General features: G+C 62.3%; 15 protein-coding genes. 7 read left to right on the top strand and 8 right to left on the bottom strand.

Annotated elements, in window-relative coordinates; translation table 11 throughout:
- Nucleotides 1-66 precede the first annotated feature (66 nt).
- Entirely contained in the window at nt 67-513 is a 447-nt protein-coding gene (locus tag AWB83_RS27015; RefSeq protein ID WP_087048692.1) for a YybH family protein, read from the top strand.
- A gap of 24 nt (nt 514-537) precedes the next feature.
- Here AWB83_RS27015 and uraD read toward each other — a convergent pair whose 3' ends face one another.
- Together uraD and AWB83_RS27005 are read right to left on the bottom strand one after the other, a co-directional pair.
- Nucleotides 538-1083: a 2-oxo-4-hydroxy-4-carboxy-5-ureidoimidazoline decarboxylase gene (gene uraD, locus AWB83_RS27010; RefSeq protein ID WP_087048691.1), complete on the bottom strand. Its 546-nt coding sequence runs from the start codon at nt 1081-1083 to the stop codon at nt 538-540.
- Nucleotides 1084-1236: 153 nt separating this feature from the next.
- Nucleotides 1237-2184, bottom strand: coding sequence for a LysR family transcriptional regulator (locus AWB83_RS27005; RefSeq protein ID WP_087048690.1), 948 nt, complete (start codon nt 2182-2184; stop codon nt 1237-1239).
- Between the two features lie 288 nt (nt 2185-2472).
- Here AWB83_RS27005 and AWB83_RS27000 point away from each other — a divergent pair, with 288 nt between their 5' ends.
- The 4 genes from AWB83_RS27000 to AWB83_RS26985 all read left to right on the top strand — a co-directional run bounded on the left by AWB83_RS27000 (nt 2473) and on the right by AWB83_RS26985 (nt 5573).
- Nucleotides 2473-3813, top strand: coding sequence for an MFS transporter (locus AWB83_RS27000; protein ID WP_087048689.1), 1341 nt, complete (start codon nt 2473-2475; stop codon nt 3811-3813).
- A gap of 1 nt (nt 3814) precedes the next feature.
- Nucleotides 3815-4339 (top strand): hydroxyisourate hydrolase, encoded by a 525-nt coding sequence (locus tag AWB83_RS26995; protein WP_087048688.1) that lies wholly within the window; start codon nt 3815-3817, stop codon nt 4337-4339.
- A gap of 35 nt (nt 4340-4374) precedes the next feature.
- Complete coding sequence (gene uraH, locus AWB83_RS26990) at nt 4375-4713, top strand: hydroxyisourate hydrolase (protein ID WP_087048746.1); 339 nt, start codon at nt 4375-4377, stop codon at nt 4711-4713.
- Between the two features lie 338 nt (nt 4714-5051).
- Entirely contained in the window at nt 5052-5573 is a 522-nt protein-coding gene (locus AWB83_RS26985; protein WP_087048687.1) for an H-NS family nucleoid-associated regulatory protein, read from the top strand.
- 111 nt (nt 5574-5684) lie between these two features.
- On the opposite strand, the gene AWB83_RS26980 is transcribed toward AWB83_RS26985, so the two are convergent.
- The gene (locus AWB83_RS26980) at nt 5685-6368 is read right to left on the bottom strand and encodes a type 1 glutamine amidotransferase domain-containing protein (RefSeq protein WP_087048686.1); all 684 of its coding nucleotides are present in this window, start codon (nt 6366-6368) and stop codon (nt 5685-5687) included.
- Nucleotides 6369-6619: 251 nt separating this feature from the next.
- Here AWB83_RS26980 and AWB83_RS26975 point away from each other — a divergent pair, with 251 nt between their 5' ends.
- On the top strand, nt 6620-8059 hold the full coding sequence (locus tag AWB83_RS26975; RefSeq protein ID WP_087048685.1) for an aldehyde dehydrogenase family protein: 1440 nt from the start codon (nt 6620-6622) through the stop codon (nt 8057-8059).
- A 51-nt stretch (nt 8060-8110) separates the two neighbouring features.
- Here the strand turns inward: AWB83_RS26975 and AWB83_RS26970 are convergent, their stop codons facing one another.
- The 4 genes from AWB83_RS26970 to AWB83_RS26955 form a co-directional block, all read right to left on the bottom strand.
- On the bottom strand, nt 8111-8536 hold the full coding sequence (locus tag AWB83_RS26970; RefSeq protein WP_087048684.1) for an organic hydroperoxide resistance protein: 426 nt from the start codon (nt 8534-8536) through the stop codon (nt 8111-8113).
- Nucleotides 8537-8764: 228 nt separating this feature from the next.
- The gene (locus AWB83_RS26965) at nt 8765-10579 is read right to left on the bottom strand and encodes an alpha/beta fold hydrolase (RefSeq protein WP_167389174.1); all 1815 of its coding nucleotides are present in this window, start codon (nt 10577-10579) and stop codon (nt 8765-8767) included.
- A 418-nt stretch (nt 10580-10997) separates the two neighbouring features.
- A complete protein-coding gene (locus AWB83_RS26960) occupies nt 10998-11996 on the bottom strand; it encodes a PDR/VanB family oxidoreductase (protein WP_087048683.1) in 999 nt (332 codons plus the stop codon).
- A 67-nt stretch (nt 11997-12063) separates the two neighbouring features.
- On the bottom strand, nt 12064-13608 hold the full coding sequence (locus AWB83_RS26955) for a Rieske 2Fe-2S domain-containing protein (RefSeq protein WP_087048682.1): 1545 nt from the start codon (nt 13606-13608) through the stop codon (nt 12064-12066).
- Nucleotides 13609-13899: 291 nt separating this feature from the next.
- Here AWB83_RS26955 and AWB83_RS26950 point away from each other — a divergent pair, with 291 nt between their 5' ends.
- Nucleotides 13900-14592 carry a GntR family transcriptional regulator gene (locus AWB83_RS26950; protein WP_087048681.1) on the top strand — a complete coding sequence of 231 codons (693 nt, stop codon included), beginning with the start codon at nt 13900-13902 and terminating at the stop codon, nt 14590-14592.
- Nucleotides 14593-14669: 77 nt separating this feature from the next.
- Here the strand turns inward: AWB83_RS26950 and AWB83_RS26945 are convergent, their stop codons facing one another.
- Complete coding sequence (locus tag AWB83_RS26945) at nt 14670-15983, bottom strand: MFS transporter (protein ID WP_087048680.1); 1314 nt, start codon at nt 15981-15983, stop codon at nt 14670-14672.
- Nucleotides 15984-16189 lie beyond the last annotated feature (206 nt).

Genomic DNA, 16189 nt, shown 5'->3' with positions numbered 1-16189 from the left:
TTTTCGCCGCCCGCGCGCGCTTCCGCACATCGTCCGGATCTGCGATTTCGCCATTGGAGATACGTGATGAACAAGTCCTTAAGGCATTGTGGCGCGTGCGTGCTGTTCGCGCTCGTCGCTTCGCAACCGGCTTTCGCCCAGCACGACAAGACAGTCGACGAGGCGAACACTAGCTGGAATGCGGCATTCAACAAGGGAGACGCTCACGGACTCGCCGTCATGTACGACGAGAAGGCCGTTGTTTCGCCGGGCAACGGCAAGACGGTTCAGGGACGCGCGGATATCGAAAAGCTTTTTCAAAGCTACTTCGATGCCGGCGCGCACGATCATACGATCGACGTCGTTCACGCGAAACGCGTGGGCAACGTCATGTATGAAACCGCGAACTGGACCGCCGTCGTGGAGAAGGACGGCAAGAAGACGCCCTATAAAGGCGTGCTGCTCAAGGTGATGATCAAGGGCGCGGACGGCAAGTGGCGAACCACCGCGCATACCTGGAACGCGGCTCAATAACGTGAAAGCGAGCCTGAGCCGCCGTCAGGCTCGCCTGAGCTCCATTAGGTTCAGCGTGCTCAGACGCGCATTCAGGCGCGCCCGTGTGATCGCCGCGATCTGCGCGAGCGCCTCATCCATCTCCTGCTGCGTGTTGCGCGTGATGCGGCGTTCCAGCGCGCTGAATATGCCTTCCCGCGTGTAATGCCGCACGCAGATGATGAACGGAAAGCCATGCCGCTCGAGATAGGCCGCGTTGAGCTTGTCGAGCGTGGCTTCGTCCTCGTTCGACATGGCGTCGAGTCCCGCGCTCTTTTGCTCGGCGTTCGAATCCGCCGTCATCGTTCCGGCACGAATGTTCGCGCCGGACAGAAGCGGGTGCAGGTTGAGGAAATCGCGCTGGCCTTGAGTATCGAGCTTGCGGATGACGTCCATCATCGCATCATGCAAAGCCGTCGCGGATGCGAATGGCCGCTCGTTCCACGCGTCTTCCGCCGCTCGCGGAAAATGCTCGAACACGCTTGCAAACGCGCCGACGAAGGCCGTGTGATCCAGCGCGTTGACCGGTTCCAGATTGATCGACTGTGACATGAACTGCTCTCTCCTATAAGGCACGCCGCATTCGCCTGGCGTCGAAGGCGATTCGTGCCGAGTATAGGAAGCGCGTGGCCCGGCGGCGAGAACCCCGGTCCTATTGGCCGCATAACAGAATGCGATAGCGCCGGCGAACGCATTGAGGCGCCGCTACGTGCGATGCATGTCCCGCAGCGCGCGCAATTCCTGCGCGGCTGCCGTCAGCATACCGCGCAGCCATACATGCGAAGCCGTGCGATGCCGCGACGGATGCCACAGCTGATAGAAGCGCATGAACGGAAATTCGATGGGCGGATCGAGCACCGCGAGCGGCAGATGCTGCGCGTGATAGTTGGCGAAGTGCCGCCCCGTCGTCAGGATCAGGTCCGTGCCCGGAATCAGGCTGGGCGCGAGATTGAAGTATGGGCAACTCACGCGATTGTCCCGATGCACGCGCATGGTGCTGAGCCCGGTTTCGACGACGCCGCGCTGATCGCGCGAATACGGCACCGGCACGATATGCGATGCGCTCAGATAGTCATCGGCATCGAACTTGCCCGCTTGGGCGTAGACGCTGTCGCGCGCGACGACGCACACCACGTCGTCCTCCAGCAGTACCGACAGATGCAGATGCTCGGGTGGATTGGGCCAGTTGCCGATGACGATATCGGGCGAACCCTCCGAGAGCGCCTGTTCGTAGTTGAACGCGGCCGAGAGCGGCACCGCGATCAGGCGCGCACGCGGTGCAACGCGCCTGAATTCACGCACTACATGGGCGAAAAAAGGCGGCGCCAGATAGTCGGGCATGCCCACGGTGAAGCTTTGCTCCGTGGTCGCGGGATCGAAATGGTCATCCGATACGAGCAGGTTGTCGAGCGCGCTCAATGCGGCCTGCGCGCTCTGTGCCAGTTGAATGGCGCGCTCCGTGGGCACCATCACGTTCTTTTCGCGCGTGAGCAGCGGGTCGTTGAAGATCGCGCGCAGCCGCTTGAGCGCCGAGCTGATGGCCGGCTGCGACTGGTTCATACGAATCGCCGTGCGTGACACGCTGCGCTCGGCGATCAGCGTGCACAGCACGCGCAGCAGATAAGTATCGAATGGATCGTCGGTGCGATTCATGATGAGTTCCGTGCCCGGTTGATGCGCAAGGATGCGCCGCTATTCTGCCAGCCGGCGCGGTTCGAGCCGCTTCGCAAGCACGACGCTAGGGTAATCCATAGGTCCGGAAAGGCCCCGCTCAGGAACCCGCGAAGCCGCGCCGCACAAGGCTTTGCAAGCTATATACGCGTTGCTATGGGGCCTATTGGCCCGTCCCCCGTTCCCGATTTTTTGGCCGTTTCTATACTTGCTTGCAACCGAGCGCACGGCTTGCCCCGCGCGACCCAATCCGACTGGAAAGGAGAAACCATGTCGCTTATCAAACAGGAGATGCCGGCATTCGCGAGCGAGGCGGAAAGCGCCGAAGCAGGCGTCTATCGCAAGGTCTCATGGCGCCTGCTGCCGTTTCTCGGCGTGCTGTGGGTCCTCGCGTGGCTGGATCGCGTGAACATCGGCTTCGCCAAGCTGCAGATGCTGGACACCCTGCATTTCAGCGAGGCGGTATATGGTCTCGGCGCGGGCATCTTCTTTCTCGGCTACTTCCTGTTCGAAGTGCCGTCGAACATGCTGCTGCAGAAGATCGGCGCGAAGAAGACGATCATGCGCATCACCATCTGCTGGGGCGTCATCTGCATGCTGCAGACGCATGTCGCCACGCCCACGCAGTTCTATATCCTGCGCTTTCTGCTCGGTGCGTTCGAGGCCGGCTTCTATCCGGGCGTGATCCTTTACCTCACTTACTGGTATCCGTCGCAGCGCCGCGCGCGAGCCTTCGGCACGTTCATGTCGGCGTCGGCGATCGCGGGCGTGCTCGGCGGCCCGCTCGCGGGCTGGATCATGACGTCGATGGGCGGCGTGCACGGCATGCACGGCTGGCAGTGGCTCTTCGTGCTCGAAGGCATCCCCTCGGTACTCGCCGGCATTTTCGCGTGGTTCTACATGACCGACAAGCCGGAGCAGGCGCGCTGGCTCAGCGACGATGAAAAGCGCGTCGTGCTCGAGGCACTGCAACGCGACAACGCCGCCATGGGCGAACGCGGCCACGACTGGCGCACGCTGTTCACCAACCGCAAGGTGTGGCTTCTCATCGCGATCTTCTTCTGCCTGCTCTGCGCCAACTCGACGCTCACGTTCTGGATTCCCACCGTCATCAAGGATGTCGGCATCGGCACGCCGATGGCGGTCGGCTGGATCGCCGCGCTGGCCTATCTGTGCGGCGCGCTCGGCATGATCGTCAACGGCGCGCATTCCGACCGCAGCAACGAGGTGCGCTGGCACTTCAGCGGCGCGGCGATCGCGGGCGGCGTATCGATGGCGGTGCTCGCGGTGCTGATGGGTGCCGATACGGTATCGCCCGTCATCGCACTGCTGGCCATGACCGCTTCGCTCGTCGGCACCATGAGCGCGATCCCCGTGTTCTGGCAGTTGCCGAACCGCTATCTGGCGGGCAGCGCGGCGGCGGTCGGCGTGGCGCTCATCAACTCGGTCTCCAACCTCGCGGGCTTCGGCGCACCCTACGTGATGGGCCTCATCAAGAACGCAACGGGCAAGGTCACGACGGGACTCTATATCGTGGCCGTCATCGAGATCATGGCCGCGGTGCTCGTGATCGTGGGCGTCCGCAAGCTCGGCAACAGGCAGGAGGCATGACATGAGCGACAAGAACACTTTCCCCGATTTCGATCTCGGCCGCCGCCGCTTTGCCCTGCAATCGGTCGCGTTGGGCGGCGGCATGCTGATGGCAAAAAGCGCGCTGGCAGCCGATGCGCCGACGTCGCCCGCGCCGAATCAGACTTCGGGTCCGGTGCAGCAGGACGGCCTCAGCCCGCGTCTGACCATGCACGGGCTCGACACCTGGCACGGCGCGCCCGCGGCAGGCATGCGCGTGGAACTCTTCTCCATCGAAGACGGCCGCTCGAAGCTCCTGCAGACGATCACGCTCGCCGCAAGCGGCCGCAGCGAGCCGCCGCTGCTGATCGGCGATACGTATCGTGCCGGCACGTATGAACTGCTGCTGCACGCGGACGAATACTTCGCCGCGCGCAAGGCGAATCTGCCGCAGCCGCTCTTTCTCTCGAAGATCCCGCTGCGCTTTCGCATTACCGATGTCAGTCAGCGCATTCATTTGCCGGTACTGTTTGGTCCGTGGAGTTACAACTACTACCGCGGCAGTTGAACGAAACGAAACGCTCGATCAGGAGACTCAACATCATGGCCGCAGGCATCACCACTCATGTGCTCGACGTCGCGCTCGGCAAGCCCGCAGCCGGCATGCAGATCGAACTGTTCGACATCGGCACGCAGCCCCCGACGCTCATCGCCCGCACACGCACCAATCGCGACGGACGCACCGACGCGCCGATTCTGCCCGCCGCGCAGGCTCGCGCGGGAGATTTCGAATTGAGGTTCTGGGTGGCGGATTACTTCAAGACGCCGGACGTTTTCGCTGACGTCGTGCCCGTGCGCTTCACGCTGGCGGATGCGACGCAGCACTATCACGTGCCGCTGCTGTGTTCGCCGTGGAGCTTCGGGACGTATCGCGGAAGTTAGCCCGCGGTTTTCCTGCTCCGCAACGAAACTCGATCTCCAACATGAAATAGCGCCATGTTTTCGAATTGCGCCCGATTCGATTGGCTTGTTTGGAAGAATTGGCCGAAAGCCAACGGAACCCATTCATGCGATGAAGATTCGAAAGCACTCTTGAGGCGATCATCGCATCTTTGAATGAAGAATGGAAAAAAGCCATCATGTGTGTCCCGGCTTACATTCTCAGGAAAGTCTTATCTATTGCTTTAGCCGCTTGTTTTCGGCGCATTTACAAGAATTACCTCTAGCGCGTCTCGCATGTGCATGGCATAGTGCGAAACAACAATCGATAGGGGTAAATCATGTCGACGCTCGAAAGCATTCAGGCACGTATCGAAGCACTTCAAGCGAAAGCCGACGCGCTCGTCGCAAAGCAATCCGAGAGTGCGTTGCAAAAGATCCATGAATTGATGTCGCGCCATAGCCTGACGATCTCGGACATCGAGAAGTACACGGGTTCGGGAAAGAAATCAGGACGGACGAACTCGTCACGCAAACAAGGCACCGTGGCTTATCAGGATCCGAAAACCGGTGCGACCTGGAGCGGACGCGGGCGCGCGCCTGCATGGATCGCCAAGGCCAAAGACCGCAGCAAATATGCAGTGAATGTGGGCAAGGCATCAAGCAAGACTCAAAGCAAGACCCAAAGCAAGGCCAAAGCAAAGACACGCGTCGCGGGCAAGCGCAAAGGAAAGGGCCAGCCGCGCGGTCCTCAACCGGCTCTTTATCTCGATCCGCAAACCGGCGCGACATGGAGCGGCCGTGGCCGCGCGCCCGCATGGCTGGCATCGGTCGAAGACCGCACGCCGTTTCTTATCGCCTGAGGGCGGGCAGGCCATAGCTTGATTGTCGGCATTGCGGGAAATCGTGGCGGCGGATCTTATCGAAGGCGCAGCTTATCGACAACTCCGCCGGTCTTTTTTGCAATCGTCGAATTACGATGCGCCGAGCCTCGCCAGCAGCGCCTTCGCCGTCGGACCTGACGATGCGGGATTCTGTCCGGTAAGCAATAAGCCGTCTTCCCGCACATACGGTTCCCAGTCGCCGGCCTTCGAAAAATTCGCGCCCTTTGCCTTGAGTTCGTCTTCGACGAGAAAAGGCACGACCTTCGTCAGTCCGACCGCTTCCTCCTCGCTATCGGTAAAGCCCGTCACGGATTTGCCTTCAACCAGCGGCTTGCCGTCCTGCGTCCTGGCGTGCCGAAGCATGCCCGGCGCATGACATACCAGCGCCACCGGCTTGCCCCCGGCAATCGTGCGTTCGATCAGGCCAATCGAGTCGCGGTCTTCGGCGAGATCCCACAACGGCCCGTGTCCTCCCGGATAAAACACTGCATCGAACTGATCTTTCGCTACGTCCGCGAACCTGGCGGTATTGGCCAATGCCTGCCTGGCCGCTGGGTCAGCCTCGAAGCGTCGCGTCAGGTCCGTCTGGAAATCAGGTTCATTGCTCTTGGGGTCGAGAGGCGGTTGCCCGCCTTTGGGCGAAGCCAGGACAAGATCGTGTCCCGCATCCTTGAACACGTAATACGGTGCTGCCAGTTCCTCGAGCCAGAAGCCGGTCTTGCGGCCCGTATTTCCCAATTGATCGTGCGAAGTCAGAACCACGAGAATTCTCACGACAGCCTCCTTTCTTCGAACATTGGAATGATCCAGCGAAACGGGCGCATGCCCGTGAAGCAAAGAATAACCATCAATCGCGCGCCTTGCTTTTCCGTGCGCTGAAATATGAAGCACTCGCCTCTCATGAAGCTTCCATGCGCATGCCAGCCGTGTGCAGGCGCATGGCTTGCTCGTCTTCGTCTGCACGCACTTCCCATAAGCGGTAATCTCGTTCCTGTCTACCAGGCGTCCCGCCAGGAGAGCGTTCCATGCGAAAGACGACTTACCCGTATTACCTCGCCAACGAGCCGGTCGCAGCCAATACCGACCTCCAGGTCACCGACAAGTTCAGCGGTGAAGTCGCGACGCGCGTCGCGCTCGCCGATGCGAAAGCCATCGACGAGGCAATCGGTCTCGCCGTGGCTGCAATGCCCGAAATGCGCGGCGGATTCGCGCCATTCAAACGTCAGGCGGTGCTCGAACATTGCGTGAAGCGTTTTCGCGAGCGCGCCGACGAAATGGCGATGGCGCTATGCATCGAAGCCGGCAAGCCGATCAACGATTCGCGCGGCGAAGTTACGCGCCTCATCGATACGTTCAAGGTAGCAGCGGAAGAATCGGTGCGCATCGACGGCGAAATACTGAACCTCGAAATCTCCCCGCGCGCCAAGGGATATCACGGTTATGTGAAACGCGTGCCGATCGGTCCCTGCTCGTTCATCTCGCCTTTCAATTTCCCTTTGAATCTTGCGGCGCACAAGATTGCACCCGCCATCGCCGCAGGCACGCCGTTCGTGATGAAGCCCGCGAGCCGCACGCCGGTGGGCGCTCTGATCATCGGCGAAGTGCTCGCGGAAACGGATCTTCCCAAAGGCGCTTTCTCGATCTTGCCCGCTCATCGCGACGGCGCCGATCTGTTCACGACCGACGAACGCTTCAAGCTCCTGTCATTCACGGGTTCGCCTGCGGTCGGCTGGGATCTGAAGGCCAGGGCGGCCAAGAAGAAGGTCGTGCTGGAGCTTGGCGGCAATGCGGCTGCCGTCGTGGACAGCGATCAGGAAGGCAAGCTCGACTATGTCGTCGATCGCCTCGCGTTCGGCGCGTTTCACCAATCGGGGCAGAGCTGCATCGGCGTGCAGCGGATTCTCGCGCATGCGTCCCTATACGACGCACTCCGTGAAAAGCTGATCGCGAAAACGAAGTCGCTCAAAATGGGCGATCCGAAGAACGAGAAGACTTTCGTCGGTCCGATGATTTCCGGTTTGGAATCGAAGCGCCTCGCCGGCTGGATGGAAAGCGCCGTCAAGGCAGGGGCGAGGATCATCGCGGGAGGCAAGGTCGACGGCGCGATGTTCGAGGCGACGCTGCTGGAAAATGTCGGACGAGATACCGATCTGTACCGCAAGGAAGCATTCGGCCCGGTCGCGATTCTCGAGAAATTCGACGATTTCGACCAGGCGCTCGACACCGTGAACGACAGCGATTTCGGCCTGCAGGCGGGCATTTTCACGGATTCGCTCGCGCATGCGCATCGAGCGTGGGATCGGTTGGAAGTGGGCGGCGTCGTGATCAATGACGTGCCTTCGTTTCGCGTCGACAACATGCCATATGGCGGCGTGAAGGACTCGGGGCTGGGCCGCGAAGGCATTCGCCATGCGATCGAGGACATGACCGAAGCGCGACTGATGGTGATGCGCGAAACGTGGTGAACGGCGGTGTTCGAGCGTCCCGAAGCGCGGACGCTCAAACGTTTGACAGGCTCAGGCCAGCGTCAGCTTGACATCGACGTTATTGCGCGTCGCATTCGAATACGGACACACGATGTGAGCCTTGTCGATCAGCGCCTTTGCCTCGTCTCGGTCCATGCCGGGCAACGAGATCTTCAACTCGACTTCGATGCCGAAGCCGTTGGGAATCTGGCCGATGCCCACGCTTCCATCGATAGCCACGTCCTTCGGAAGATTGATCTTGTCGCGTGCGGCGACGAACTTCATCGCGCCGATGAAGCAGGCGCTGTAGCCGGCTGCGAAAAGCTGTTCGGGATTCGTGCCGTCCCCGCCCCCGCCGCCCAGTTCCTTCGGTGTCGTCAGCCTGAGATCCAGGTTGCTTTCGGGGATGGTCGCGCGTCCATCACGGCCGCCGGTGACATGAGCATGCGCGCGATATAGAACCTTTTCAATCGACATCGTCAGACTCCTGTGTGTTGGGGTAAAGCGGCCCTGGCGGCCCGGGTGAGCCGGCCGGGGCACCCTGCTATGGATTCTCGATGGAACGCTGCCCCGCATGGGGCGGGCTCCAATATGGAAGGATACTCAAGGCGCGCGAAGCGCGCTGGCGCAACGCACGATTGGATCATGGCCGTTTCGAGCCGAGGCTCGAAACGGCGAAGAGATGACGCGTGAAGCGATCAAGGCTCAGAGCACGACCGGCTCTCTGCCCGGAAACATCGGGTCCGTAACGGCGGCCCTCGTTTCCTTGGCGACGTTCTCGCACAGCGCAATCACTTGCGCCGAACCGGCCGTCATGAAGAGCGAATGGTCGACATCCGGGAAGATCTCCATCCGCACGGACGGGAAGCGCGACAGGCGTGCACCTCCTTTGCCGAAATGCGCGGCGATCAGATCCATGCCCGCATCGTAAGCGCCATAGACGAGCACGGTCTTCACATGCCTGGCATCCAGTGCGCGAATGATCGGACCCGGTTCTGTCGCGAGTTCGGGCGGCGTCTGGCTCAGACGATCGAGCCTCAACATGTCGACGATGCGCGAACGCGCGCGCGTCACCATGTAGCCAATCACGAAGCGCAGGACGCGCGTCAGATGCTTTTCGCCGCGCAGAATCGCCTTCCACTTCTGCGGATCGAGCATCGAGAATGCATAGCCGGCCATGGAATTGCGCGTCGACTGGCGCAGCGCGTCGGGTGCGATGTCCACGGGCTTCTTGAACGTCGGGATGTTCACCGTGACCACGCCCGTAATCGAGTCTTCGATCAGCGCGGCCTTGAGCGCGTGATAGGCGCCCGAGCAGACGCCGAGCGAGAAGATCGACTTGTAGCCCTGCCGTGCGAGCCAGCGTGCGGCGCACGCGGTGTCTTCGGTCGCGACCGCGTTGTAAATGCGGCCGAACGCGGTATCCGATTGCACGATGCCCGGCGCCGCGGGGCTGTCGCCACGGCCGCGCGCATCGAAGCGCAGCGACGCCACGCCGCGCCGCGCGAGCTCACGCGCGATGCGCACCGAGAGCCTGCTATCGCCGACGCGCGAACTCGCCGACGTATTCGCGATGAGAAATACCGAACCGCGCGCCGAGCCCGTGCGCGGCTCACAGAGGATGCCGAAGAGAGCTTCGTCGCCGATGGATACGGGACGCTCGATTGCCTCAGGCGTTTCGATCGTCAGATCGGGCCAGCTTTCCGGCTCTGCCGATGCAACGGCCGGCGCTTCCTGCGGTTCTTGCGATGCGCTGCCCGCCATCCATCGCACCGCCTCGTCGAAAGCGGCGCGCGGCAATGCGTTGAACGCTGTCTCCTGAATGAAGCCGATCAGATCCTCGAACGGACGCACCTCCGCTTCGACGCCACGTTCCGCCAGCGCCTCGCGCAACGGATCCTTGCCGCCCGCGCGCGCGTTCATGATCAATGCGCGGCGCGCCGGCACCGAAGCTGCGTTTTTCACGCTCGCCACGAGATCGATTTCTTCCAGCGAGCGTTCGAATTCGTGGCTATAGACCTGGCCCAGCACGTTGAGGGGCGCATCGCTCTGCTGCATCTCGCGCAACGGCGGCGCGAGCTGCTCGAGCCAGGTCTTGCGCACGATGCTCAGCTCGCGCATGTAGATGCGCCCGCTCGCGACCGGCGCGAGCAATACGAGCTCATCGACCGGCTTGCGCAACGCGGCCTCGAGCGCAAACGCCGCGCCCACGCGAAAGCCGCATAAGGTCAGATGCCCGATGCCCGTCGCGTTCCTGAACCACTCGATGGCCGCTTCTATGTCGTCGACCGACGAAGCGAATTGATCCGGTGCGCAGTCGGCCCCTGCCGAGTCGCCCGTGCCGTGATAGTCGAAGCGCAGCACCCAGATGCCACGCGCGGACAATGTCTCGGCGAGATGACGCATGCCGCTGTATGTCCATACGTATTCGTGGCCATACGTATTGCAGAGCACCACGCCGCGCGTGCCGTTCCCCGCGTGCAGCCATCCGAAGCGATTCCCGAATACAACCGGTCTCATTAGATATTTTCCTCGTCTCTGGTGGCGCGCAATCGGCAACGACATCCCCCTGCCGCAAGTCTCGCCTTGCCATGTCTGGCCGTCAACGTCCGAGCGCACTCAGTTGCGGAAGTGCGTGGCCGCAAGCGACGTTCCCGGATGCAAAAAAGCCCCGCGCGATGTCGGGGCCTGAATGACGGGGCAAGATGGACAGCCTTGTCTTACGAGCCGCTCGACTTCCTCACGGCGGGTTCGCGAGGTATTGCGGCAATTATATTAAGCGTGCCCTACGTAACGAGGTCTGCCGTGGCAAATATGCCTAAAGAAGCTATCAATTGGCGCATATCGCATGGCCTGTGTTTGGCATCGCTCATTCATCTGCTCAAAGGCCGATGCCGGCATTGCTTCAGCTTTCGAAAGCATTTCGCCCGGGCAGCCGTCAGAGGTCCAGTACGAGCACCTTGCTGGTCGCGCGCGACACGCACGCCGTCAGGTACCCGGTCTTTTCCTCGTCGCTCAGAATGTAGTCGTTATGCTCGACCTCCCCTTCGAGATAACGCACCTTGCATGTACCGCACAAGCCCGCGCAACACGATGTCTCCATCGCCACGCCTGCCTGCGCGAGCGCATCGGCGATGCTCTCTTCCTTCGAGACTTCGATGTCCTGCCCCGTGCTCGCGATGCGCACGGTGAAGCTGTCGAGCGCATCGTTGGCGGCCTGCTCGCCGGGACCGCGCTCGGGCGCCTTGAAGTGCTCGAAGTGCACCGTGCCCGAAGGCCAGTGCTCGGCCGCTTCCGCGCACGCCTTCATGAAGCCGCCCGGCCCGCAGTAGTAGACGTGCTCGCCGTCGCGCGGCTGGTTCAGCAAGTCGCGTATATCCAGGCCGGCAGAAGGGTCGCCGCCGTCGAAATGAAAATGCAGGCGGCCGTTCGCGCGCATCGGCTCGAACTCTTCGGCGAATGCCGCGCAGCTCGCATCCTTCGCGCAGTAGTGCATCTCGTAGTCGACGCCCGCATCCTCGAGTTCATGCGCCATCGCCTTGAGCGGCGTCACGCCGATGCCGCCCGCGATCAGCAGCACGCGGCGCGCACCGTCGACGAGACGGAAGTTGTTGCGCGGACGGCTCACGCGCACGATGTCCTGCACGCGCCATTGCTCATGCAGCGCCTTCGATCCGCCGCGTCCGCGTTCATCGCGCAATACGGCGATCACATAGCGATGGCGCTCGCGCGGCGCGTTGCTGATCGAATACTGCCGCACCACGCCGCCCGCGAGATGAATGTCGACATGTGCGCCCGCCGTAAAGGGCGGCAAAGGCGCGCCTTCAGGATCGACGAGCTCGTATGAATGGATGCCCCGGCCTTCGAAGCGGATCTGCCTGACGAGCAGATCGAGCGTGTCCCGATCTGCCTGAGTTGAAATGGGTTGGGTTGACATGGTCGCCTGTCCTCGATCGATGATCCGACATCGCGAGAGCGCACGATGCGCCCTCGCTTTGCCTCGCTCACTCCTTCATCGATTGCTCGAGTTCCTCGAAGCGCTCGCGCACGAACGCTGTGCGCGCCTCACCCTTCAGCGTCTCGCTCTCCGCGAGGATCGCGACGATTTGCCTCGTCACCTTGCGGCGCCGCACGACTTCTTCATCGACGGTGCCGCCCTCGGGAATCTCGAACACGTTGCCCGAGCAGAAGCTGTTCGGCGCGCCCGCGTTCTCGCGGAACCATTCAGCGAAGTTCTGCGCGGATGCCGCGGGGTTCGAGCCGCGCACCGCGTCGCGCAGCATCTTGCGGAACATGAACAGGCCCGCATCGAACTTGGTCGGATTCTCCAGCGCATGCACGGCGATCGGCCGCTGGCTGATGATCGCTTCGTAGTCGCCCGGCGCGTACTGCGCCAGCTTGTAGTTCGCACGCTCGCGATGATTCGGCGGAATCGGCACGATGTCCTCGAGCTTGTAGTCGCCGAAGCGCTCGGGACGACGCATCGCGACCTGGCCGTCGAGAAAGTCGATCGACTCGTAGCCCACCAGTTCCTTCCTGCCTATGCCGCGCGTGTCGATGCCCGGGCCCATCACGCGCCAGCCGATCATCTTGCTGTTCTCGTCATCGACGGGCACGGTCCAGCGGATGATATGGAAGCGGCTGAAGAGCTTCTTCTTCGCGCCGTCTTCGGACGTGTACGCATGCAGGCTCAGATTCGGCAGCACCTGATGCTGCACGCGCACGAACAGGCGGTCCTTGTCGACGCGGCGCGCCCCCGCGCAAGCGAGGCTGCGGCCTTGCTGAACCGGCTGGAAATGCATGTCGGGCGCCACTTCCATCGAGGCGGCGCCGACTTCGTCGAAGGTCGTGCCCTGGAACTGGCCCTTGACCACGTTCTTCGCGGCGTGCAAGGCGGTCGGGTGAAAGTTGTCGGCCGCGTTGTCCTGCACCTGCAGCCAGTTGCAATGCTGGAAGTTGCTGTACGGCACGAGCTCGTCGCCGGGCAGGACCGTGTAGTCGCCTTCCCACTCGGGAAACGGCGGCTCGTTCTCGGGCGGCCCCATGTAGGCGAACACGAGGCCATGACGCTCGACCGCCTTGTATGCGCCCTGCCGAATGGAGCATGCGTACTTTTCGGCCTCTTTCTCTTCGCCCTTCGGAAAAGGCACGTGCAGGCACGAGCCGTCCACGTCGAACACCATGCCGTGATAGCAGCACATGATGCCGCGCTCCTGAATCGCGCCGTATTCCAGCGAGGCGCCGCGATGCACGCAATGCGCATGCAGCACGCCGACGCGACCGCTGCCGTCGCGGAACGCCACCAGTTCTTCGTTAAGGATCTTGAGGAAGCGCGGCGTGTCGGTCAGCTCGACCGACATGCAGATGGGATGCCAGAACGCGCGCATGTATTCGCCCATCGGCGTGCCCGGACCGGTTTCCGTCAGTTCCGGATCGTGACCCGGCACCCTGTTCACGTAGTAGCCGCCGTACGGCACCAGCTTCTTGACCGTCGCGGCTGCGCCGCCGCTGCTCTTCTGTCCTTCCAGCTTGTCCGACTTGATGGTCATGGGAAATCCTGTTCTGAGTGGGGTTGAAGTGGATGGGTGCATTTGCTGCATGACGCTTCGAGCCAGGCACGGCTGTCATCGAAATCCGCGCCTTGCCCTGTTTCACTATCGCTACAGAATTCCGGTTACCGAACTCCGTACTCTGTATACAAAGATTAATCGCGGCGGTAAGCGCTGTCTCTATGGGTAAACGTGAATCCGGTCTGGCACGGTGCAGTTCGCGCGTTGACGCGCCGTATTGGCGCGCTGTAACCTTGCCGTATTCTGTATCCAGAGATTACGGTCGAGATCATGCCCGCCAAACTTCTCAAGCTTCAGGCCCGCACGGACTATGTGGACGAGGTCTACAAGGTCTTGCTGGACGCCATCAGCTCCGGAACGCTCGCCCCCGGAACGCGCATCACGCAGGAAGAGATCGCCGAGCAACTCGCGGTATCGCGCTCGCCCGTCTTGCAGGCGCTGCGCCTGCTCAAGAAGGACGGCCTCGTGGTCGACGCCCCGGGGCGCGGCCTGCTCGTCACGCCGCTCGATCCCGCATGGATCAGCCATCTCTACGAGATTCGCGGCGCGCTGGACTCGCTCGCCGCGCGTCTTGCCGCGGAACGCGGCGCGAAGCTCGACAAGACGCTCATCGTCAATGGCCGGCGCGCATCGAAGAGCGACGACGTGAAAGCGATGATCGATGCCGACATGGCTTTCCATAACGCGATCTATGCGGCCTCGGGCAATCCGTTGATCGCCGAGACCGCGCAGATGCACTGGGTGCATCTGCGTCGAGTGATGGGCGCGGTACTGCAGGCATCGGGACAGCGCAAGTCGATCTGGGACGAACACGCGGCGATCGCGGCGGCCATTGCCGAAGGCGACGGAAAACGCGCGGCGGAGCTCACGGACCTGCACACCGCGAACGCGCGCAAGAATCTCGTCGAACGGCTCGGTCTCGTGCTGAGCGAACGACGCGAACGGGACGCGGAAGCAACGTGATAACTTGCACCGCGCGCGCTCATCATCCCCGACGACGACCCCGCTCTCACAGGGCCGTTCGTCACGGTGCGCGGCCGTCAGTCTTCGCGGCGGCGGCTGTTGACGAGCGCCGCAGGCACGGTGAAAACGAGCAGGCTACCGATCACGCAACTCACCGCGAGGCCCAGCACGCCGCTTCCCGTCGAGCCCGAATGCGTCTGGATCACGCCGATGACCCACGGGCTCACGACACCCGAAATGCTGCCGACCGAGTTGGCGAGCGCGAGACCCGCGGCCGCCGCGCCGCCGCTGAGAATCGCGGGCGGCAGGACCCAGAACTGGGAGATGGTCGTGACCACGCCCATCGTCCCGAGCGTGAGGCCGATCATGCCAAAGAGCGTCGAATGCGCGAATACCACGCTCATGTAGAGCCCGAGCGCGCCGATGCAGCCCGCGCCCGCGAGATGCCAGCGGCGCTCGCCACGCTTGTCCGAGCTATGTCCCACCGCCAGCATCGCGATCGTGCCCGCGGCATAGGGAATCGCGGAAAGCAGGCCGATGTTGAGCGGGTCGGTCACACCGCTCGCCTTCACGAGCGTCGGCAGCCAGAAGCTCACGCCGTAGAGCCCCATCGTGAAGAAGAAGTAGGTCACGGAGAGCAGCAGAACCCTCGGATGCATCAGCCCGTCCTTCACCGAATGCAGCGCGTGCGAAGGTCTTTCCTCCCGCAGATTGGCTTCGAGCATGGCCTTTTGCGAATCGGTGAGCCACTTCGCGTCGGCGACCTTGTCGTCGAGATAGAAGTACGCGACGACACCGAGGATCGCCGTCGGAATGCCTTCGAGCAGAAAGAGCCACTGCCATCCCGCGACGCCGTGCGCGCCGCCCACGTGCGTCATGATCCAGCCCGACAGCGGGCCGCCGATTACGCCGGACATCGGGATGCCCGTCATGAAGAGCGCGGTGACCTTGCTTCTGCGCGAAGCCGGAAACCAGTACGTGAGATAGAGCAGGATCGCGGGAATGAAGCCTGCCTCGGCCACGCCGAGCAGAAAGCGCATGACGTAGAAGCTCGCCGGCGTCCTCACGAACATCATCGCGGCGGAAATGATTCCCCACGTCACCATGATGCGGGCGATCCAGCGCCGCGCGCCCACGCGCAGAAGAATGAGGTTGCTCGGCACCTCGAACAGCAGATAGCCGATGAAGAACACGCCAGCGCCCGCACCATAGACGGCTTCGCTGAAATGCAGGTCGCTCAGCATCTGCAACTTCGCGAAGCTCACGTTGATGCGGTCGAGATAGGCGCAGAGATAGCACACGAAGAGAAACGGCAGCAGGCGCCATGTCACCTTCGCATAAGTGGACGATTCGTCGCCCGCCAGATACGCAACCGGACTGTGGGAACTCATGTTCTGTCTCCTGATCATGTGATGTGCGGTGCGGCGAGTGGACGCGCCTGTCGGGCCGCCCGCGGCTTTGTAAGCCGCTTTCCCGCAGCACCGGTGTCGAAGGATTGCTCGAATCCGCTCGCTGCGCGCGGATCAGTCGAACATGTCGGGCTGCGTGGCGACGAGGTCGTTCCAGATGGTCTGGAAGTGCAGCCAGCCGATGTAGT

Source organism: Caballeronia ptereochthonis (genome assembly GCF_001545075.1).
Lineage (GTDB): Bacteria > Pseudomonadota > Gammaproteobacteria > Burkholderiales > Burkholderiaceae > Caballeronia > Caballeronia ptereochthonis.
Note: the sequence above shows the minus strand (reverse complement) of the source record. Positions and strands in the feature narration are given on the sequence as shown.

Excerpts from the sequence above, each read along its gene's own strand:
- AWB83_RS27015 (WP_087048692.1), top strand. The coding sequence starts at position 67 with ATGAACAAGTCCTTAAGGCATTGTGGCGCGTGCGTGCTGTTCGCGCTC.
- uraD (WP_087048691.1), bottom strand. The coding sequence starts at position 1,083 with ATGTCACAGTCGATCAATCTGGAACCGGTCAACGCGCTGGATCACACG.
- AWB83_RS27005 (WP_087048690.1), bottom strand. The coding sequence starts at position 2,184 with ATGAATCGCACCGACGATCCATTCGATACTTATCTGCTGCGCGTGCTG.
- AWB83_RS27000 (WP_087048689.1), top strand. The coding sequence starts at position 2,473 with ATGTCGCTTATCAAACAGGAGATGCCGGCATTCGCGAGCGAGGCGGAA.
- AWB83_RS26995 (WP_087048688.1), top strand. The coding sequence starts at position 3,815 with ATGAGCGACAAGAACACTTTCCCCGATTTCGATCTCGGCCGCCGCCGC.
- uraH (WP_087048746.1), top strand. The coding sequence starts at position 4,375 with ATGGCCGCAGGCATCACCACTCATGTGCTCGACGTCGCGCTCGGCAAG.
- AWB83_RS26985 (WP_087048687.1), top strand. The coding sequence starts at position 5,052 with ATGTCGACGCTCGAAAGCATTCAGGCACGTATCGAAGCACTTCAAGCG.
- AWB83_RS26975 (WP_087048685.1), top strand. The coding sequence starts at position 6,620 with ATGCGAAAGACGACTTACCCGTATTACCTCGCCAACGAGCCGGTCGCA.
- AWB83_RS26970 (WP_087048684.1), bottom strand. The coding sequence starts at position 8,536 with ATGTCGATTGAAAAGGTTCTATATCGCGCGCATGCTCATGTCACCGGC.
- AWB83_RS26965 (WP_167389174.1), bottom strand. The coding sequence starts at position 10,579 with ATGAGACCGGTTGTATTCGGGAATCGCTTCGGATGGCTGCACGCGGGG.
- AWB83_RS26960 (WP_087048683.1), bottom strand. The coding sequence starts at position 11,996 with ATGTCAACCCAACCCATTTCAACTCAGGCAGATCGGGACACGCTCGAT.
- AWB83_RS26955 (WP_087048682.1), bottom strand. The coding sequence starts at position 13,608 with ATGACCATCAAGTCGGACAAGCTGGAAGGACAGAAGAGCAGCGGCGGC.
- AWB83_RS26950 (WP_087048681.1), top strand. The coding sequence starts at position 13,900 with ATGCCCGCCAAACTTCTCAAGCTTCAGGCCCGCACGGACTATGTGGAC.
- AWB83_RS26945 (WP_087048680.1), bottom strand. The coding sequence starts at position 15,983 with ATGAGTTCCCACAGTCCGGTTGCGTATCTGGCGGGCGACGAATCGTCC.